Raw genomic sequence first — 19,555 nt, 5'->3', positions numbered from 1 at the left:
TAGGGAAGGCCGGCCGCCGCATTCGTTCCGCGGCGGCGGGAAAACAAAGTCCGCTTACGGGCAACGCGGGTTCCACGAAGAGCCTGTGATAATAAAAAACTGGAGTCGATAAGTATGACCAACATCACGAAGAAAACGCTCATTGCCGCCGGCGTCATCGCCGCGCTGGGTATCACAGCAACCACCAGCGCTTTCGCCGCTGACGTCCCGGCGGGCGTGCAGCTGGCCGACAAGCAAGAAATCGTCAAAAACAACGGTTCCGAAGTGCAGTCGCTGGATCCGCACAAGATCGAGGGCGTGCCGGAAAACAACGTCACGCGCGACCTGATGGAAGGCCTGGCGAACAACAGCCCGGACGGTTCCATCGTGCCAGGCGTCGCGGAAAGCTGGGATAACAAGGATTTCAAAGTCTGGACCTTCCACCTGCGTAAAGACGCAAAATGGTCCAACGGCAAGCCGGTGACGGCGCAAGATTTCGTCTACAGCTGGCAGCGCGTGGTGGATCCGAAAACCGCGTCGCCTTACGCCAGCTACCTGCAGTACGCCCATGTGGAAAACGTCGATGACATCATCGCCGGTAAAAAAGACAAGTCGACGCTGGGCGTGAAGGCCATCGACGACCACACCTTCCAGGTGACCCTGAGCGAGCCGGTGCCTTATCTGGTTGAAATGACCCCGCACTACGCCATGAAGCCGGTTTACAAAGACGCGGTAGAGAAGTTTGGCGAGAAGTGGACGCTGCCGGCCAACTACGTCAGCAACGGCGCTTACAAACTGAAAGACTGGATTGTCAACGAACGCATCGTACTGGAACGCAACCCGGAATATTGGGATAACGCCAAAACCATCATCAATAAAGTGACGTTCCTGCCTATTTCGTCGGAAGTGACCGACGTTAACCGCTACCGCACCGGTGAAATCGACATGACCTACAACAACATGCCGATCGAACTGTTCCAGAAGCTGAAGAAAGAGATCCCGAAAGAGGTGCATGTCGATCCTTACCTGTGCACCTATTACTACGAAATCAACAACCAGAAGGCGCCGTTCACCGATGCGCGCGTGCGTGAAGCGCTGAAGCTGGGCATGGACCGCGACATCATCGTCAACAAGGTGAAAAACCAGGGCGACCTGCCGGCCTACAGCTTTACGCCGCCATACACCGACGGTGCCAAGCTGACCGCACCGGAGTGGTTCGGCTGGACGCAGGAAAAACGCAACGAAGTGGCGAAGAAACTGCTGGCCGACGCCGGCTACGGCCCGGGCAAACCGCTGACCTTCTCCCTGTTGTACAACACCTCCGATCTGCACAAGAAGCTGGCGATCGCCGCGGCCTCCATCTGGAAGAAAAACCTGGGCGTGGACGTGAAGCTGGTGAACCAGGAGTGGAAAACCTTCCTGGATACCCGTCATCAGGGCACCTATGACGTGGCGCGCGCCGGCTGGTGTGCCGACTACAACGAGCCGAGCTCGTTCCTGAACATGATGCTGTCCGACAGCAGCAGTAACACCCCGCACTACAAGAGCGCCGAGTTCGACAAGCTGATGGCCAACGTGTTGACCGCGAAGACCAAAGACGAGCGCGCCGAGCTGTATCAGAAAGCGGAAGTTCAGCTGGACAAAGATTCCGCCATCGTTCCGCTGTATTACTATGTGAACGCCCGTTTGGTGAAACCTTACGTCGGTGGTTACACCGGCAAAGACCCGCTTGATAACGTGTACGACAAAAACCTGTACATCATCAAGCATTGATACGGTAAGAGCCGGCGGCGCAGGCCGCCGGCCCATGTTGAGAATAATAAGCCGTCATCAGGCTGTCGCACAGGGTTAGGGCAATGCTTAAATTTATACTTCGTCGCTTGTTGGAAGCGATCCCGACACTATTTATCCTTATCACCATCTCATTCTTCATGATGCGCCTGGCACCCGGCAGTCCATTTACCGGGGAACGCGCATTGCCGCCGGAAGTTATGGCGAACATCGAAGCCAAATATCATTTGAACGACCCGATCTGGAAACAGTACGGTCATTATCTGGCGCAGCTTGCGCAGGGAGACTTCGGCCCGTCCTTTAAATACAAGGACTATTCGGTGAACGATCTGGTCGCCAGCTCTTTCCCGGTGTCCGCCAAACTCGGCCTGGCCGCGTTTCTGCTGGCGGTGGTGCTGGGGGTGAGCGCAGGCGTGATTGCCGCGCTGAATCAGAACACCAAATGGGACTACACGGTGATGGGGTTCGCCATGACCGGGGTGGTGATACCCAGTTTCGTGGTGGCGCCGCTGCTGGTGCTGATCTTCGCCATCACGCTGAAATGGCTGCCGGGCGGTGGCTGGAACGGCGGCGCGCCTAAATTCATCATCCTGCCGATGGTGGCGCTGTCGCTGGCCTATATCGCCAGCATCGCCCGTATCACGCGTGGCTCGATGATTGAAGTGCTGCACTCCAACTTCATCCGTACCGCGCGCGCCAAAGGCTTGCCGATGCGTCGCATCATTTTCCGCCACGCGCTGAAGCCGGCGCTGCTGCCGGTGCTGTCCTACATGGGGCCGGCGTTCGTCGGTATCATCACCGGATCGATGGTGATCGAAACCATCTACGGTCTGCCGGGGATCGGCCAGCTGTTCGTTAACGGCGCGCTGAACCGCGACTACTCCCTGGTGCTGAGCCTGACCATTCTGGTGGGCGCCCTGACCATTCTGTTCAACGCGATCGTCGATGTGCTGTATGCGGTCATCGATCCGAAAATCCGTTATTAATCTGGAGCACGCGAATGATGTTGACTAAAAAGAACAGCGAAGCTCTGGAAAACTTCAGCGAGAAGCTGGAAGTGGAAGGGCGCAGCCTGTGGCAAGACGCGCGTCGGCGCTTTATGCACAACCGCGCGGCGGTCAGCAGCCTGTTTATTCTGGTGCTGATCACGCTGTTTGTGGCGCTGGCGCCGATGCTGTCGCAGTTTGCCTACGACGATACCGACTGGGCGATGATGTCCGCCGCCCCAAGCGTGGAATCGGGGCACTATTTCGGCACTGACTCCTCCGGGCGCGATCTGCTGGTGCGCGTGGCGATCGGCGGGCGCATCTCGCTGATGGTCGGCGTGGCGGCGGCGCTGGTGGCGGTGGTGGTGGGCACCCTGTACGGCGCAATGTCCGGCTATCTGGGCGGCAAGGTCGACTCGGTGATGATGCGCCTGCTGGAGATCCTCAACTCCTTCCCGTTCATGTTCTTCGTGATCCTGCTGGTGACCTTCTTCGGCCAGAACATCCTGCTCATCTTCGTGGCGATCGGCATGGTGTCGTGGCTGGATATGGCGCGTATCGTGCGCGGCCAAACCCTCGGCCTGAAGCGTAAGGAATTCATCGAAGCGGCGCTGGTGTGCGGCGTCTCCACGCGCAATATCGTGCTGCGCCATATCGTGCCGAACGTGCTCGGCGTGGTGGTGGTGTATGCGTCGCTGCTGGTGCCGAGCATGATCCTGTTCGAATCCTTCCTCAGTTTCCTGGGGCTGGGCACGCAGGAGCCGCTCAGCAGTTGGGGCGCATTGCTCAGCGACGGCGCCAACTCAATGGAAGTTTCACCGTGGTTGCTGCTGTTCCCGGCGGGTTTCCTGGTTGTCACTCTGTTCTGTTTCAACTTTATCGGCGATGGCCTGCGTGACGCCCTCGACCCGAAAGATCGTTAAGGAGTGCAATCATGAGCACCATTGAACATCCTCAACTGCAAACCGGCGCCGGGGTCAAAACGTCGCCGCTGCTGGACGTGAAAGACCTGCGCGTCACGTTCTCCACCCCGGACGGCGACGTGACGGCGGTGAACGATCTGAACTTCGACCTGCGCGCCGGGGAAACGCTGGGCATCGTCGGTGAGTCCGGCTCCGGTAAATCGCAGACAGCGTTCGCTCTGATGGGCCTGCTGGCCAGCAATGGCCGCATCGGCGGCTCGGCCAAATTCAACGGCCGTGAAATCCTCAACCTGCCGGAAAATCAGCTCAACAAGCTGCGGGCAGAAGAGATCTCGATGATCTTCCAGGACCCGATGACCTCGCTCAACCCTTATATGCGCGTTGGCGAACAGCTGATGGAAGTGCTGATGCTGCATAAGAAAATGAGCAAAAGCGAAGCCTTTGAAGAGTCGGTACGCATGCTCGACGCGGTGAAAATGCCGGAAGCGCGCAAGCGCATGCGCATGTATCCGCATGAGTTTTCCGGTGGCATGCGCCAGCGCGTGATGATCGCCATGGCGCTGCTGTGTCGGCCAAAGCTGCTGATTGCCGACGAACCGACCACCGCGCTGGACGTTACCGTTCAGGCGCAGATCATGACGCTGCTCAACGAGCTGAAGCGCGAGTTCAACACCGCCATCATCATGATCACCCACGACCTGGGCGTGGTGGCCGGCATCTGCAACAAGGTGCTGGTAATGTACGCCGGCCGCACCATGGAATACGGCAGTGCGCGCGAGGTGTTCTACCAGCCGAGCCACCCGTACTCTATCGGTCTGTTGAACGCGGTGCCGCGTCTCGATGCCGAAGGCGAAGCGTTGCTGACCATTCCCGGCAACCCGCCGAACCTGCTGCGGTTGCCGAAAGGCTGCCCGTTCCAGCCGCGCTGTCCGTACGCCATGGAGCAGTGCGCGAGCGCTCCGCCGTTGGAGCAATTTGGGGAAGGGCGCCTGCGCGCCTGCTTTAAACCGGTGGAGGCGTTGGTATGACAGCGGTAACCGACAAGAAAGTGCTGCTCGAAGTGGCCGATCTGAAAGTGCACTTCGACATTCATGACGATAAACAGTGGTTCTGGCAGCCGCCGAAAACCCTGAAAGCGGTCGATGGCGTCACGCTGCGGCTGTTCGAGGGGGAAACCCTGGGCGTGGTCGGCGAATCCGGCTGCGGTAAATCCACCTTCGCGCGCGCCATCATCGGCCTGGTGAAGGCCACCAGCGGGCGCGTCGCCTGGCTGGGGAAAGATCTGCTGGGCATGAGCGACGCCGACTGGCGCAAAACCCGCAGCGATATCCAGATGATCTTCCAGGATCCGCTGGCTTCGCTCAACCCGCGCATGACCATCGGCGAGATCATCGCCGAGCCGCTGCGCACTTACTACCCGAAAATGCCGCGTCAGGAAGTGAAGGACAAGGTCAAGGCGATGATGCTGAAGGTCGGCCTGCTGCCTAACCTGATTAACCGCTACCCGCACGAGTTCTCCGGCGGCCAGTGCCAGCGTATCGGCATCGCGCGCGCGCTGATCCTCGAGCCGAAGCTGGTGATCTGCGACGAGCCGGTCTCCGCGCTGGACGTGTCGATTCAGGCGCAGGTGGTGAACCTGTTGCAGCAGCTGCAGCGCGAAATGGGCCTGTCACTGATCTTTATCGCCCACGACTTGGCGGTGGTGAAGCACATTTCCGATCGCGTGCTGGTGATGTATCTGGGCCATGCGGTGGAGCTGGGCACCTATGACGAGGTGTACCACAACCCGCAGCACCCTTACACCAAAGCGCTGATGTCTGCGGTGCCGATCCCGGATCCGGACAAGGAGAAGGAGAAGCAGATCCAGCTGTTGGAAGGGGAGCTGCCTTCGCCGATCAACCCGCCGACCGGTTGCGTGTTCCGCACCCGCTGCCCGATAGCCGGGCCGGAGTGCGCCAAGACGCGTCCGCTGCTGGAGGGCAGTTTCCGCCACGCGGTGTCCTGCCTGAAGGTCGATCCGCTGTAATGTGCCGCTAGTCGGCAACAAAAAGCCCCGCTGAATGAGCGGGGCTTTTTTTATCCGATGCGCTAACGGCGAATCACTCTTTCCACAGAATGTGGCACAGCTTGTGGTCTTTCTCACGGCAGATCAGCACGCGGGCGAACACGTCGTTGATCGGCTCGCCGTCGCTGTCCGCCAGACCGATCACCACCTCGGCGAAGAAGTCCGGGTTCAGGTCGTAATCCACGTGCTCGCTCCAGTCTTCGGAGGGATCGTACAGTTCGGCGCCGCCGCGCTCTTCAAACTGCAGGTTGAACAGCAGAATATCCGCCGGATCCAGATTGTCGCCGGCCAATTCGAGGAAGATGTCGTAGGCCTGTTCCAGCGTTTCGTCTTCGGTAAGGCGGTTATTCAAATCCATAAAAAAATCCTGATAACAAATGATTTGGCGCTATTAAAGCACGCTCGCCGCGGCTTTTACAGCAGCGGGCTGAAAAAGTAGAACAGGCGCTCGACCAGGCGATGCCAGAACGGCCGCTTCAGCCACTCTTTGGCGTTCAGCAGCTGGGAACGGGCGATGTAATCTTCCTGCACGCAGGCCAAATCGCTGCCGAAGCCGTCATCGTCGATCACCAGCGTGATTTCGAAATTCAGCCACAGGCTGCGCATGTCCAGATTGACGGTGCCGACCAGGCTGAGCTGGCCGTCCACCAGCACGCTCTTGGTATGCAGCAGGCCGCCTTCGAACTGATAGATCTTAACCCCGGCCTCCAGCAGCTCGGAGAAGAACGCGCGGCTGGCCCAGCGCACCATCATCGAATCGTTGTCGCGCGGCACGATGATGCTGACCTCGACGCCGCGCAGGGCGGCGGTGCAAATGGCGTGCAGCAGATCGTCACTTGGCACGAAGTACGGCGTGGTCATGATCAGCTGCTCGCGGGCGGAATAGACCGCGGTCAGCAACGCCTGGTGGATCATCTCCTCGGGGAAGCCGGGGCCGGAGGCGATCACCTGAATGGTATGGCCGCTTTCCTGCTCGAACGGCATGATGTTGACGTCCGGCGGTGGCGGCAGAATGCGCTTGCCGGTTTCAATCTCCCAGTCGCAGGCATAGACGATGCCCATGGTGGTGGCCACCGGGCCTTCCATGCGCGCCATCAGATCGATCCATTGGCCGACGCCCGCATCCTGCTTGAAGTAGCGCGGATCGACCATGTTCATGCTGCCGGTATAGGCGATGTAGTTGTCGATCAGCACCACCTTGCGGTGCTGGCGCAGGTCCATGCGGCGTAGAAATACGCGCAGCAGGTTGACTTTCAGCGCCTCGACCACTTCGATGCCGGCGTTGCGCATCATCGCCGGGTAGGGGCTGCGGAAAAATTGCAGGCTGCCGGCGGAGTCGAGCATCAGGCGGCAGTGTACGCCGCGTCGGGCGGCGGCCATCAGCGATTCGGCCACCTGATCGACCAGGCCGCCGGGTTGCCAGATATAGAACACCATTTCGATGTTGTGCCGCGCCAGTTCGATGTCGCGGATCAGCGCTTTCAGCGTGTCATCGGTGGTGGTGAGCAGCTGCAGCTGGTTGCCCTTGACGCCGTCGATGCCCTGGCGGCGGTTGCACAGCTGGAACAGCGGTTCGGCGACCTCGCTGTACTCGGTGGCGAAGATGCGGCGACTCTCTTTCAGCTCCTTCAGCCAGCGGGCGGTTGACGGCCACATGGCCTTGGCGCGCTCGGCCCGGCGCTTGCCCAGATGCAGCTCGCCGAACGATAAATAGGCCACGATGCCGAACAGCGGCAGTATGTAGATAACCAGCAGCCAGGCCATGGCAGAGGGAACCGCACGGCGTTTCATCAAAATGCGCATCGTCACGCCGGCGATCAGCAGCCAGTAGCCGAACACCATGAGCCAACTGATTACGGTATAAAATGTTGTCATAAAGGCGAAAAATCCCGTTCGCAAACCACCAATGATGAGTGTACGCACAGATCGGTCAAGGCGAAACCTTTTATCGGCGCTTATGTTACATAAATATGATGAAGTTAAGGCACTTGCTGAAAATGAAAGGGCGGCTTTTGCCCGCGTGGCGCCCGCTGTGCCGCCGATAACTGCGGCTTGGATCACGGGCGGAAAGGGCTATAATGCCCGCGGTTGGCATTAGACGAACGAGTGACGGAATTATGAGACGCAGTAGAAATGAAGTGGGCCGCTGGCGCATGTTGCGGCAGAGCCAACGCCGCCGGCATCGCTGGCTGGAACGCCAGTCGTGCAGCAATCGCCATATTATCCGGGTGCGGCGCCGCCTGGACGATCAGCATCGGCGCGCGCTGCTGTTTGCGGTATCCTGCGAGTGGTAAAACGAAAACAGTCCCGTGAGGGACTGTTTTGTTATGGCGCCTGGGTTATTTGCCCAGATAGGCGTTGAGCATCCAGACCTGTTTTTCCTGCTCTTTGATGTAATCGCTCATCAGCGATGCGGTGCCTTCGTCACCGGCGTCTGCCGCTACCGTCAGCAGTTCACGCTGCTGCTGCAGCAAGATTGAATACCCTTCCAACAGGCCGCGCAGCGTGCCTTTATCATCGGTCACGTTGGTGTGTTCCTTGATGTCGGCGGTTTTCAGATAGTCGCTGAAAGCGTGGCGCGGCTGCGAGCCCAGCGTCAGAATACGTTCCGCCAGCTCATCCACCTTGGTCAGCAGATCGTTATATGTCTCTTCGAATTTCGCGTGCAGCTCAAAGAACTGCGGGCCGGTAATATTCCAGTGATAGCCGCGCACGTTCATATACAGCACCTGATAGTTCGCCAACAGCGCGTTCAGCGCCTCGGCGAGTTTTGCCGATTGTTTACTGTCGAGGCCGATATGGGTTTTCGCTGCTTTCTTTGCCGTTGCCATAATAATCTTCTCCTGATTATTTGTTCCGATAGTAGACAGAATCAATTTCCATAGCTGTTACAGTAACCGGATTTATCGCAGGGTTAAACACGATAACAGGCATTATTGCCATCGCTAAAACCGATGACGATAAATCCGTCGAGCAAATTGCCGAATCAGTTTACGCAGGATCCGCAGGCGAAAAAAGCCGCTTTTATCGGTTACTTGCGCAGCGCCAGTTTCACCGCGCCGGCGCCCAGCGCCATTAGCAATGCGGCGGCGATCAGCACCGTAATAAACGCGCGATCAAAGGCCAGACGCGCCAGCTGCGTCAGCTGCTGCGCGCGATCGGCCGCCAGCCCGGCCGCCAGCCGCAGGGCTTCGTCGATGCTGTCGTAGGCCAAATCGCTAACCGGCAGCTCCGCCGGCAGTGCCAGGCTGTGGCTGTAAACCGCCGTCATCAACCCGCCGAGCAGCGTCACGCCCAGCACGCCACCCAGTTCGTAGGAGACGTCTTCGATGGACGCCGCCATGCCGGACTTCTCCTCCGGCGCGTTCAGCATGATGGCGGTAGAAGCGGCGGTGATCACGCCGCCGAGGCCAAAGCCCACCAGCGCCAGGCTGACCAATTGCGGCGCCATGCCGCTCTGGTACCACACGGCAAGACCGGCGATGCCGAGGGTAGTCAGGACAAAGCCGCCGAGGATGATGCTGCGTTCGCCGTAGCGCGGCAACAGCAGGCCGGCTACGGGCCCCGCCAGCGCCGAGGCCAGCGGGATCGGCAAAATAAACAGCGCCGCCTGCAGCGGGCTGAGGCCGAGCACCAGCTGTAGGCGTTGGCTGAGCACCAGCTCGACGCCGATCAGCGCTACCATCGACAGCAGGGCCACGCCGATGCCGCCTGCGAACAGCCGGTTGCGGAACAGGGAGAAATCGATCATCGGGTGGGCGCTGCGCTGCTGACGACGCACGAACAGCACCAGGAACAACACGCCGATCAGGGCCGCCACAAGCAAGGCGCCCACATCAGGCGTCGGCTTGCTCAGCTCCTTCAGCGCATAGATGGCGCCGACCAGACCCATCATGATCTGCACCGAACCGACGATGTCCGAAGGGCGCGGGTTATCGCCACCGCAGCGCGGGATCAGTTTCCACGCCAGCGGCCAGACCAGCAGTACGACCGGCACATTGATCAGGAACACCGACCCCCACCAGAAATACTCCAGCAGCAGGCCGCCGACCACCGGGCCGATGGCCGCGCCGCCGGAGGCCACCGAGGCCCAGATGCCGATTGCCAGCGCGCGTTCGCGTTCGTCGGTAAAGACGTGGCGCACGATGGACAGCGTGGCGGGCATCATCATTGCCGCGCCAACGGCGAGGAACACGCGGGCGGCGATCAGCCACTCGGCGGAGGGCGAGAACGCGGCGCACAGTGACGCGACGGCAAACACCGGCAGCCCGGCGAGAAACAGCCGCTTATGGCCGATGCGGTCGCTCAGCATGCCGGCGCCGGGCAGCAGGCCGGCCACCACCAGCGGGTAGGCGTTGACGATCCAGAGTTTTTGCGAGGCGCTGGCGTCCAGCGCCTGGGTTAAGCGCGGCAGGGCGGTATATAACACCGTCATATCGATGACGATCAGGAAAAGGGCGCTGGCGACCATCGTCAGGATCAACCAGCGGTTCTTGGCGTACATAATTCATATCCAGTTAACGTGGGCGGCGCGGAGGCGCCGCCATTGGGGTAACCCACCGGCGATGCCGGGTGGTATACTGATGATAATATATATCCATACGTTCGTATTGAAAAGAAGGGTTTCTTAATGGGACGTCAACGCAGCATCGATCGCGACAAGGTTTTGGACACCGCCGAAGAGATCGTCGCCACCCAGGGCGCCGCCGGCTTGACCATCGACGCCGTCGCCAAAGCGATGGGGATCTCCAAGGGCGGGGTGCAGTATTGTTTCGGCAGCAAAGACGCCCTTATCGATGCCATGTTCGATCGCTGGGGCAGTGCCTATGAGACGCTGTTCACGGCGATCGCCGGCGACGAGCCTTCGCCGCAGACCGCCGTGCGGGCGCATATGCTGGCCACCCACAGTTCGGATCAGACCTCCAGCGCCAAGGCCGCCGGGCTGATGGCGACGTTGATTCAAACGCCGGAGCATCTGGCGAGCACGCGCGAGTGGTATCGCAGCCGCATCGCCGGTTTGGATTTGACGACCGAAGAAGGCAAGCGCGCGCGCCTGGCGTTTCTCGCCACCGAAGGCGCCTTTATGCTGCGTTACTTTGGTTTGATGGATATCGACCAGGCGGAATGGGAAACGATGTTCGCCGATATGCAGGCATTGATATTGACGGGCGGCGACAAGTAAACGCCGGGACAAGCGGCAGGAGCAGCCTGCCGCGGGCTAAGCCTGATTATTTATAGGCTATCGCATTGATGGTTTCGAAGGTGGTTTTCCCCTCGCGGCCGATAATGACGTAATACTTACCGCCTTTTTCATCTACCGCTTTCGACAGACGCGCATGGTCGATCCCCACGGTGTCGTCGCCGTCTTGTGAAATGGTCACCGGACCGATCTCGGTATGTTTCGCCGCCTCTTCCCGAGTGATTTCAATTGCCGCCAGGGAAGAGAATGAGGTGAACGCCAGCAGTGCCAAGAGATATTTAGTTGCCTTCATAATTATTCCTTTTGGAAGATAAAAACGACCCGTAACTGCATCTTGACTACGGCTCAAGTGTAGGTCAGCGGCGGCGCTTTACCATGCAACGGCAAAAAATAGTCTCAGACGGCGGCGCCTATCACACTGATAGTTAGTCAAGGGGGCGGCGAAAGGCGTATGTTTATCGAACAAGATATTCCCTCGAAGAACCTTTAAGCCAGCCACTCCGTGCTGGCTTTTTTTTTGCAGACAAGTGCCATAGCAGGGCCCCCTGGAGCCAGGGGGCGGGGGATTATTTGCGGGCATCCAACAGCGCTTGAGCGTTCTCTGCGGTAACGACGGTCCACGGAATGTAGTAATGCTTCTGCGTGCCGCCCTCCCATTTCAGATCCTTGGCGTACTGCTTCCAGATATCCGACTGAGGTTGATAGCTTTCACCTTTCACGGCGCGCAGCGCGACGTCGATGGACCCCTGCATCTGGCCTTTGGCATCTTGCAGGATAGAGACCATTTCACCGGCCTGCACCGCATGAATCGCGTCGGAAACGCCGTCAACGCCGGCAATCGCGAAGTCTTTCACATTCAGGCCGGCGCCTTTGATCGCCTCGATAGCACCCAGCGCCATCTCGTCATTTTGGCCGATCACGCCGTTGATTTTACCCCGGTGTTTCTGCAGCCAGTTTTCCATCAGCGGCTGCGCTTCCGCGCGTGACCAGTTGGCCGTTTTGCGCTCAAGTACCGTGACCTGGCCGGCGCCGCACTCGGCAATCGCTTTATCGTTGCCCTTACCGCGCTGGATCTCGCCGCTGCCGCCTTTCGGGCCTTCGATAATCACCACGTTTACCTTGTGGTTCTTGCAGTCGAGTTTGTCCAGGACGGCTTTGGCTTCCAGATACCCCCCCAACTCGTCATTAGACACCACTTCAGACGTCATCGCGTCCGTGTTCAGGCGCGCGTTGGTGACCACCACCGGGATTTTGGCTTCGTTGGCATTAGTGACGATATCGATATTGGCCTCAAAATCCATAGGGTTGACGATAATGGCATCGGCGCGCGTCTGGATAGCGGTGGCGGCCTGATCGTTTTGCACCGATGCATCATAACGTCCATCGTAGAAGGTCAGCACGGCTTCGCCGCTTTTCACCGCCGGGTGTTCCTTGCCGAACCTTTCCATCAATTGCACGAACTCGGCTTTGTTGCCGTACATCAATACCGCGATTTTAACCGGGGCGGCCTGAGCTGCCGACAGGCTACCCAGCATCATGGCTGAGGCAAACAACGCTATCTTGGTCTTATTCATGGTTTTCTCCTGGTAGAGTTGGGTCTGATGTTATTAATCGCGCTGTTGCTTACGCGAGGGGTCGAGCAAGACGGCAAGAACGATCAATGCGCCTTTGATAATCTGTTGGTAATACGATTGCACGCCGAGCAGATCGAGGCCGTTATTCATCACCCCGATAATCAGCACGCCGAAGAAGGTACCGACCAGCGTACCGACGCCGCCGGCCATGCTGGTGCCGCCGATCACCACCGCCGCGATGGCGTCCAGCTCATACCCAGCACCGGCGTTGGTCTGCGCCGAGCCGGTGCGCGCCGTGAGGATCAGGCCGGCGATGCCGGCCAGCGCGCCGCACAGCGTATACACCAGTATTTTGATGCGGGTGACGTTAATCCCCGAGGTGCGCGCGCTTTTCGGGTTGCCGCCGACGGCGTAGATGTAGCGCCCGAAGAGGGTTTTATTCAGCACGAGCCAGGCGAGGGCGAACAGCACGATGAAGATGATGACGGGCACCGGAACGCCGCCGACATAGCCATTGCCCAACCAGCGGAAATCGCTGTTCAATTGCGATACCGGATTGCCGTTGGTAGTCAACATGGTTAAACCGCGCGCCGCGGAGAGCATGCCCATGGTGACGATAAACGGCTGCAGGCGGTAGCGGGCTAACACGGTGCCGTTCACCAGGCCGCAAACGATGCCGATACCGAGCGCCACAATCAGCGGTGCCATGACGGCGGTCGCGGTATCGCCGATAGCCAATCCGCTGTTGTTGGTAGCGAAGCGGGCGGCGACGATCCCGCTTAGCGCCAGCACCGATCCCACGGAGAGATCGACCCCGGCCGTGATAATGACGAAGGTCATGCCGATGGCCAGAATGCCGTTGATCGAGACCTGGCGCAGGACGATCAGGGTGTTTTCATTGCTGAGAAAATAGTTGCTGCTCCAGGCCCCCTGAGCGACCTGATATTCGCCAATCAGCGCCACGATCAGGCACAGGGCGAAAAAGGCGATGATAATGCCGTATTTGTGCATGCGGCGCTTATTGCGGGTGAAAAATGAAATTCCTGGTGATAAGGAGTGGGCGCTGCTCATTTTTTTTCTCTCTCTGTTAAACCGCAAGTTTCATCAGTGCTGCCTGGGTCGCATCGGCTGCCGAAAGCTCGCCGGCCAACTGCCCGTCACGAAACACCAATATGCGATCGCTCATGCCGATAATTTCCGAAAGCTCGGAGGAAACCATGATGATCCCTTTGTTTTGCAAGGCGAACTCCGACATAAATCGATAGATCTCTTTCTTGGCCCCGACGTCGATACCGCGCGTCGGCTCGTCGAGCAGCAAAACCTCCGGATCCAGCAGCGCCCAACGGCCCAGCACGACCTTTTGCTGGTTGCCGCCGCTCAGGTTGCCCACCGGCTGTTCGCCGTCATGGGTTTTAACGTTGAAGCGCTGGATCATGTCGCGGGTCCGCGCCTGCTCCCGTTTCTCGCTGACAAACCCCATCCGGCTGATGGCGGCAAAAGAGGCGATATTGATGTTTTCACTGACGGAGCGGCACAGCACCAGGCCGGTTTCCTTGCGATCTTCCGTTACGTAGGCAATACCGCTGTCGATGGCCTTGCGCGGAGAATGGCGGTTCAGCGTCTTGTCACCCAAGCGGATCGTGCCGCTGTCGGCATGTTGAATGCCGAAGATAAGATCGAGAAACTCGCTGCGGCCCGAGCCCACCAGCCCATAGATGCCCAGGATCTCACCGTGCTTAAGCTGCAGGCTGATATCTTTTATCTTGCTGCGCCAACACAGGTTGTTGACCTCCAGCAAAACCTCTTCGCCGGGCTGATTGAATTTGGCGAACTCGCTGTCGTACTCGCCGCCAATAATGTGTTCGATCAGCTGTTCACGGGTGATGTCGGCGATATAGCCTTCATGGATGTAGGCGCCGTCGCGGAAGATGGTGTAGCTGTCCGCGATTTGGAATATCTCTGACAAACGGTGAGAGACGTAGATAATGCCTTTACCTTTCGCCGCCAGTTGCTGAAGCGTCTGAAAGATTTTCTGCGCATCCTCTTCGCCAATCGCCGAGGTGGGTTCATCCATGATGATGATGTCGGCATTGGCATGCGACAGCGCCTTGGCGATCTCGACCAGCTGTTGCTCGGCGACGCTCAGGTTGCGCATTTTTTCTCGGGCGTCGATCTTGAAATCGAGTTCTTTGAGCAGGCGGGTCGTGCGCTGGTTGAGCGTTGCGAAGTCGACGAACCCCAAGCGTCTCGGCTCGCGGCCCAGCCAAATGTTTTCGGCCACCGTCAGATCCGGGATCGCGCTCAGTTCCTGCTGCACGATGGCGATGCCGGCGTTGAGGGCTTCCCGAGGGTGATGAAATTCACAGCGTTGGCCATTGATAAAAATGTCGCCGCCATCGGGTTGAATAAAGCCCATCAGAATGCTGAGAAAGGTGGATTTGCCCGCGCCGTTGCCGCCGCACAGGGCATGGATGGATCCGCGCCGCAGGCAAAACTCCGCATTCCTGAGCGCCACGACCGGGCCAAAGGCTTTTTTGACGCCGCTGACCTCCAGCAGGTAGGCGGGCGCTGGCGTATGGGGATCTTGCGTCACAGTTGCACCTCCGGGTAGGTCTGCTGCAAGCGTTGCAGGTACCGTTGATAAAGCGTCTCGTATTGTGCCTGTCTGCCGGCGTTTGGCCGTGTGCGCGTGGCCTCATCCAGCGCAACGAAGCGTTGGCACAGTTCGGCCAGCAACGCGCCGGCGTTCCGGCGCGGATCGTCAGCCAACATCGTCGCCCACATCGCCTGAATGGCGCCGCCCAGCGCGGCGGTCTCTTTGGCTTTCAGACAGACCACCGGGCATCCCATCACGTCCGCGACGATTTGTCGCCAGGCGGCGCTGCGGGCGCCGCCGCCGGTGAGGCGGATTTCGCGCGCTTCGATGCCCTGACGGCGAAACAGCTCGATGCCATAGCGCAACCCATACGTGGCGCTTTCGACTACCGCCAGGCAGAGATTGGCGCGGGTAAAATTGTCGCTGTCGAGGTTATGCAGGCTGGCGCGCGCGTGGGGCAGCGGCGGAACGCGTTCGCCATTGAAGAACGGCAGCATCTCGACACCGCCTGCGCCGGGCGAGGCCTGTGCCAACAACGCGTTAAAGCCGGCAAGATCTTCATCCAGCAGCGTTTGCACGGCGGTGGTGGCCGAGGTGACATTCATGGTGCAAATCAAGGGCAGCCACCCGTTGGTGCTGGAGCAGAAGCCGGCAATCATGTCCGATTCCGCCGCGACGGGGGCAGCAGACCAGGCGAACAGCGTGCCGGAGGTGCCCAGGCTCAGGGTGAGGGTGCCGGCCTCGATGTTGCCGGAACCGATGGCCGCCATCATGTTGTCGCCGCCGCCGGTCGATACCCGCACCGTTGGGCCGAGGCCGAGTTTTTCCGCCGCGGCGGGGCGCACCGTGCCGATGCAGTACTCCGCGCTTTTGAGCGGCGGCAAAGCTTGCCACAGGCGGCCGCTGTCATCGATGAGCTCGACGGCGGTTTTGCTCCAGCTACGCGTGCGCACATCGAACAGCCCGCTGCCGGAAGCGTCGCCATATTCTGCTACGCGCTCCCCGGTCAGCCAGAAGTTCAAATAATCATGGGGCAGCAGCACGGTGTGCAGTTTTGCCCACAGCGCCGGATGGTGCGTCTTGAACCAAAGGATTTTTGACGCGGTATAGCCGGTGGCGAGCCGCAAACCGAGTGTTTCCAGCGAGCCGTTGGCGCCGCCGAGCTGTTGCAGGAGCCGTTCGTTTTCTTCCGCGGTTTCGGTATCGCACCACAGCTTGACGCTGTGCAGCACGTTGCCGTCTGCGTCCAGCGGCACAAACCCATGCTGTTGGCCCGAGACCCCCAGAGCATGAATCTCCCGTGCATCAACGCCGGCGTTAGTCACGGCTTGGCGAAAAGCGATGACCAACGCCTCAATCCACCAGTCGGCCTCCTGTTCGCGCCGGCCATTGGCTTGGCTGATGAGACGGTGAGGGGCATTGCCCTCACCGAGGATCGCGCCCTGTGTGCTGTCGACAATCACGACTTTCGTGCCTTGCGTACCGCAGTCTATGCCAGCATAGAGCGTCATAGGATTACTCCATCTCCAGCATGATTTTGATGTCTGAGGCATGTCCCGCCGCCGCGCGCTCGAAGGCGGCCACGCTGTCGGAGAACTTGTAGGTTTGGCTTATCAAAGGCTGGACGCGCAACTTGCCGCTGCTCAACAGCCGTAGCGTGCGCGGGTACATGTTGGCGTAGCGGAAAATGGTCTTGAAGGTGATTTCTTTGGCCTGCGCGGCGACGATATCCAGCGGCGCGGCATCGATCGGCATGCCGACCAGCACCGCGGTCGCCCCTGGCGCCGCATGTTCGGCCAGCGTTGCGATAGCCGGTTTGGCGCCGCTGCATTCAAACACGACATCGGCGCCATTGCCGCTGGTGAGCGCGGCCACTTTCCCCGCCAGGTCGCCGGTTTTGATATTGACGGCGTGCAGCCCCTCGTAACTGGCCGCCACGGCGAGTTTCTCGTCAAACAGGTCGCAAATAATGACGTCCGAGCAGCCGCCCGCCAGCGCCGCGAGGGCGGTGACCACGCCGATCGGCCCGGCGCCGATCACCAGGGCGATATCGCCGGGTTTGATCCCGGCTTTGGTGGCCGCTTGCATGCCGATGGCTAAGGGTTCCACCATGGCGCCTTCAGCGAAACTGACGTTGTCCGGCAATTTGAACGTGAAGGCGGCAGGGTGGATGACGGTTTCGCGCAGGCAGCCGTGCACCGGCGGCGTCGCCCAGAAGCGAACGGCCGGGTCAAGGTTGTAAATACCGGCGCGCGTCTGGGCAGAGTTGAGATCGGGAATGCCGGGCTCCATGCAAACGCGATCGCCGACGCTGAGGTGAGTGACGTTTTTACCTGTCGCGAGCACCACCCCGGAGGCTTCATGGCCGAGCACCATCGGAGCATTAACCACGAACGGGCCAATGCGGCCATGCTGGTAATAGTGCACATCACTGCCGCAGATGCCTACGGAATGAATTTTTATCTGTACATCATCGGGCCCCAACGCTTCGGCAAGCTGGACGTCCTCGATAGCGATTTCTCCCGCCTTCGCCAACACTAATGCTTTCATATGGCCTCCTGGTGAATCATTTTTATGGTAACGGTATCATTTTAGTGAGGCGATATTGGGCCAAAGCGAGTGGTTAAACTGTGATCAATGTTGGAATTACTCGACGGGGGTTAATTTTGCTGGTGGGTTGTTATTCAATATGGCGATAGCGATCACAAAATTGGCGGGGCAATGACGGTTTTAATATCAGCGCGTTGATATCGATACCGTTACTTTGCAGGGGGAAATGATGAAGATACACCAAAGCGCCAGAGCCGCTACGCTGGAATATTTGCGCCAGGCGGACATTGTCCTGACCGACGAAGAGCAGCAACGTATTGAAATTGCAACGTTTGGCCTGGCTGACTATCCCGTGTCAGGGCTGCAGCTGCTGACCTACGTCAACTCACCGCGGTATTGTGCGAAAGAGCTGGTGCTGTTTCCGGGGCAAACCTGCCCGGAACATTTGCATCCTCCTTTCGCCGGCACGCCCGGCAAGCAAGAGACTTTCCGCTGCCGTTGGGGCGCGGTGTTCCTGTTTGTCGATGATGAAAACCTGACGCTTAATGACGCCGGCGGCGAACCGGTATGCCGGGTACCCGAGGGCGCGGAGCCGTGGTATACCTGCAATCGCTATATCCTTTTGCGGCCCGGCGAGCAATACACCATCGCGCCCAATACCCGGCACTGGTTCCAGGCTGGCGAGCAGGGTGCCGTGGTGTCCGAGTTCTCTTCCGAGAGCCGTGATGAGTTGGATATTTTTACCGATCCCCGGATTAATCGTCTTGCCGGCGTAAACCATTAGCGCCATGGACCAAGTTCTGTCATGATGCTAAAAATGATACAAAATGATACCTTCAGGCTAAGGAGCTGCATTTGGCAGGGGATCGAGGACGGAAAGCGACGCTGGCTAGCGTCGCCGCACAGGCAAACGTCAGTAAAATCACCGCGTCGCGGGCATTTTCACAGCCGGACAAGGTTCATCCGGAAACGCTGCGCCGCATTCGGGAGACCGCTGCCGAGCTCGGCTATGTGGTCAATGCCGCGGCGCGCAACCTGCGGGCAAAAAGCAGCAGAACCATCGGCATCGTCAACCCTGATATGGCCAACCCGTTCTTTGGCGGCCTGACGCGGCTGATGACGCTTGAAGCGCAAAAAATGGGATACGACACCCTGGTGTTCGACTCCTATGAGTCTCAGGAAAGCGAAGACAGAATCATCGACAAACTGATTGGCTATAACGTCGATGCGATCATTCTCTCGGTCATTTCCAACGATCATTTGTACCAGCCTTCCTACCTAAAACGGTTGGAAACCTTGAATATTCCGGTGGTGCTGATCGACCGGGAGCTGGACAATCGCCATTGCAGCGGGGTGTATATCGATAACCTGGACTGCGGCCTCCAGGCGGGGCGCTGGCTGCTGGAACAGAAGGCGCAGCGGGTGGTGGTGGTCTCCGGGCCGGAAAACTCCAACGTGGCGCGTGACAGGGTCACTGGCTTGCAAGCGGCATTACAAGGCAAGGTAGCGTCGCTTGAAGTGCTGTATGCCGATTTCTTTATGGATGTCGCCTGGCAAGAGACGAGCCGTTGGCTGGCCAATAACCGCGCGCCGGACTTTTTCGTTGGCTGCAATAACCAGATCTCCCTGGGTATTATCAAGGCCTGTATCGAACATCGGCTGCCGTTGATGCAGGACGTGTCGCTGTTCAGCATCGATGAGGTTTCACATGCCGAGATCTACGGTTTTCATTTCCCCTGCGTGTCACACGATTTGCAAGAGATCGCCTGGCAAGCGTTGAATCTGGCGATCCGCCGCATTGCCGACCCCGAGATCAAGCCGGGCAAGGTGGTGGTGCGGGGAAAACTGGTCATATAACGCGGCGCACGACACCTGATGGGCGGCACAGGGG

The 19,555-nt window shown here is 59.2% G+C and carries 19 protein-coding genes; 9 read left to right on the top strand and 10 right to left on the bottom strand.

Translation table 11 applies throughout. From position 1 onward, the window contains the following. Nucleotides 1-114 precede the first annotated feature (114 nt). From oppA to oppF, 5 genes are all read left to right on the top strand, one after another. Entirely contained in the window at nt 115-1,752 is a 1,638-nt protein-coding gene (oppA, locus tag QOL81_RS01935) for an oligopeptide ABC transporter substrate-binding protein OppA (RefSeq protein WP_049199093.1), read from the top strand. A gap of 83 nt (nt 1,753-1,835) precedes the next feature. After that, nucleotides 1,836-2,756 carry an oligopeptide ABC transporter permease OppB gene (gene oppB, locus QOL81_RS01930; protein ID WP_004932150.1) on the top strand — a complete coding sequence of 307 codons (921 nt, stop codon included), beginning with the start codon at nt 1,836-1,838 and terminating at the stop codon, nt 2,754-2,756. 14 nt (nt 2,757-2,770) lie between these two features. Continuing rightward, nucleotides 2,771-3,679 carry an oligopeptide ABC transporter permease OppC gene (gene oppC / locus QOL81_RS01925; RefSeq protein ID WP_049199092.1) on the top strand — a complete coding sequence of 303 codons (909 nt, stop codon included), beginning with the start codon at nt 2,771-2,773 and terminating at the stop codon, nt 3,677-3,679. Between the two features lie 11 nt (nt 3,680-3,690). After that, nucleotides 3,691-4,707: an ABC transporter ATP-binding protein gene (locus QOL81_RS01920; protein WP_033634782.1), complete on the top strand. Its 1,017-nt coding sequence runs from the start codon at nt 3,691-3,693 to the stop codon at nt 4,705-4,707. After that, on the top strand, nt 4,704-5,705 hold the full coding sequence (gene oppF, locus QOL81_RS01915; RefSeq protein WP_025303071.1) for a murein tripeptide/oligopeptide ABC transporter ATP binding protein OppF: 1,002 nt from the start codon (nt 4,704-4,706) through the stop codon (nt 5,703-5,705). Before QOL81_RS01920 ends, oppF begins: the two co-directional genes overlap by 4 nt. Before the next feature lie 73 nt (nt 5,706-5,778). Here oppF and QOL81_RS01910 read toward each other — a convergent pair whose 3' ends face one another. After that, the gene (locus QOL81_RS01910) at nt 5,779-6,102 is read right to left on the bottom strand and encodes an HI1450 family dsDNA-mimic protein (protein WP_004932139.1); all 324 of its coding nucleotides are present in this window, start codon (nt 6,100-6,102) and stop codon (nt 5,779-5,781) included. A 56-nt stretch (nt 6,103-6,158) separates the two neighbouring features. Continuing rightward, a complete protein-coding gene (cls, locus tag QOL81_RS01905; protein WP_038877257.1) occupies nt 6,159-7,619 on the bottom strand; it encodes a cardiolipin synthase in 1,461 nt (486 codons plus the stop codon). A gap of 242 nt (nt 7,620-7,861) precedes the next feature. Here cls and QOL81_RS01900 point away from each other — a divergent pair, with 242 nt between their 5' ends. Then, the gene (locus QOL81_RS01900) at nt 7,862-8,038 is read left to right on the top strand and encodes a YciY family protein (protein ID WP_025159792.1); all 177 of its coding nucleotides are present in this window, start codon (nt 7,862-7,864) and stop codon (nt 8,036-8,038) included. A gap of 45 nt (nt 8,039-8,083) precedes the next feature. Here QOL81_RS01900 and QOL81_RS01895 read toward each other — a convergent pair whose 3' ends face one another. Further along, nucleotides 8,084-8,575: a Dps family protein gene (locus tag QOL81_RS01895; protein WP_004932132.1), complete on the bottom strand. Its 492-nt coding sequence runs from the start codon at nt 8,573-8,575 to the stop codon at nt 8,084-8,086. A gap of 200 nt (nt 8,576-8,775) precedes the next feature. After that, nucleotides 8,776-10,248, bottom strand: coding sequence for a multidrug efflux MFS transporter SmfY (gene smfY, locus QOL81_RS01890; RefSeq protein ID WP_283439594.1), 1,473 nt, complete (start codon nt 10,246-10,248; stop codon nt 8,776-8,778). 126 nt (nt 10,249-10,374) lie between these two features. Between smfY and QOL81_RS01885 the strand changes: the two genes are divergently transcribed. Further along, nucleotides 10,375-10,926 carry a TetR/AcrR family transcriptional regulator gene (locus QOL81_RS01885; RefSeq protein WP_038877264.1) on the top strand — a complete coding sequence of 184 codons (552 nt, stop codon included), beginning with the start codon at nt 10,375-10,377 and terminating at the stop codon, nt 10,924-10,926. A gap of 46 nt (nt 10,927-10,972) precedes the next feature. Here QOL81_RS01885 and QOL81_RS01880 read toward each other — a convergent pair whose 3' ends face one another. The 6 genes from QOL81_RS01880 to QOL81_RS01855 all read right to left on the bottom strand — a co-directional run bounded on the left by QOL81_RS01880 (nt 10,973) and on the right by QOL81_RS01855 (nt 17,664). After that, nucleotides 10,973-11,236, bottom strand: coding sequence for a hypothetical protein (locus tag QOL81_RS01880; protein ID WP_019452732.1), 264 nt, complete (start codon nt 11,234-11,236; stop codon nt 10,973-10,975). Between the two features lie 274 nt (nt 11,237-11,510). Next, nucleotides 11,511-12,518, bottom strand: a complete 1,008-nt coding sequence (locus QOL81_RS01875; RefSeq protein WP_060423804.1) for a substrate-binding domain-containing protein — start codon at nt 12,516-12,518, stop codon at nt 11,511-11,513. Between the two features lie 33 nt (nt 12,519-12,551). Beyond that, nucleotides 12,552-13,529 (bottom strand): ABC transporter permease, encoded by a 978-nt coding sequence (locus tag QOL81_RS01870; protein WP_016927501.1) that lies wholly within the window; start codon nt 13,527-13,529, stop codon nt 12,552-12,554. 76 nt (nt 13,530-13,605) lie between these two features. Then, nucleotides 13,606-15,111: a sugar ABC transporter ATP-binding protein gene (locus QOL81_RS01865; protein ID WP_060439806.1), complete on the bottom strand. Its 1,506-nt coding sequence runs from the start codon at nt 15,109-15,111 to the stop codon at nt 13,606-13,608. Then, a complete protein-coding gene (gene xylB, locus QOL81_RS01860; protein WP_283439593.1) occupies nt 15,108-16,625 on the bottom strand; it encodes a xylulokinase in 1,518 nt (505 codons plus the stop codon). Before xylB ends, QOL81_RS01865 begins: the two co-directional genes overlap by 4 nt. A gap of 4 nt (nt 16,626-16,629) precedes the next feature. After that, nucleotides 16,630-17,664: an NAD(P)-dependent alcohol dehydrogenase gene (locus tag QOL81_RS01855; protein ID WP_089186057.1), complete on the bottom strand. Its 1,035-nt coding sequence runs from the start codon at nt 17,662-17,664 to the stop codon at nt 16,630-16,632. Between the two features lie 229 nt (nt 17,665-17,893). Here QOL81_RS01855 and QOL81_RS01850 point away from each other — a divergent pair, with 229 nt between their 5' ends. Both QOL81_RS01850 and QOL81_RS01845 read left to right on the top strand, forming a co-directional pair. Further along, nucleotides 17,894-18,448: a D-lyxose/D-mannose family sugar isomerase gene (locus tag QOL81_RS01850; protein ID WP_197657933.1), complete on the top strand. Its 555-nt coding sequence runs from the start codon at nt 17,894-17,896 to the stop codon at nt 18,446-18,448. 71 nt (nt 18,449-18,519) lie between these two features. Further along, nucleotides 18,520-19,521, top strand: coding sequence for a LacI family DNA-binding transcriptional regulator (locus tag QOL81_RS01845; RefSeq protein ID WP_060423786.1), 1,002 nt, complete (start codon nt 18,520-18,522; stop codon nt 19,519-19,521). The last annotated feature ends 34 nt before the right edge of the window (nt 19,522-19,555 follow it).

The organism is Serratia sp. CC22-02 (assembly GCF_900182895.1).
Taxonomy (GTDB): domain Bacteria; phylum Pseudomonadota; class Gammaproteobacteria; order Enterobacterales; family Enterobacteriaceae; genus Serratia; species Serratia nevei.
This window is presented reverse-complemented; position numbering and strand designations above follow the sequence as displayed.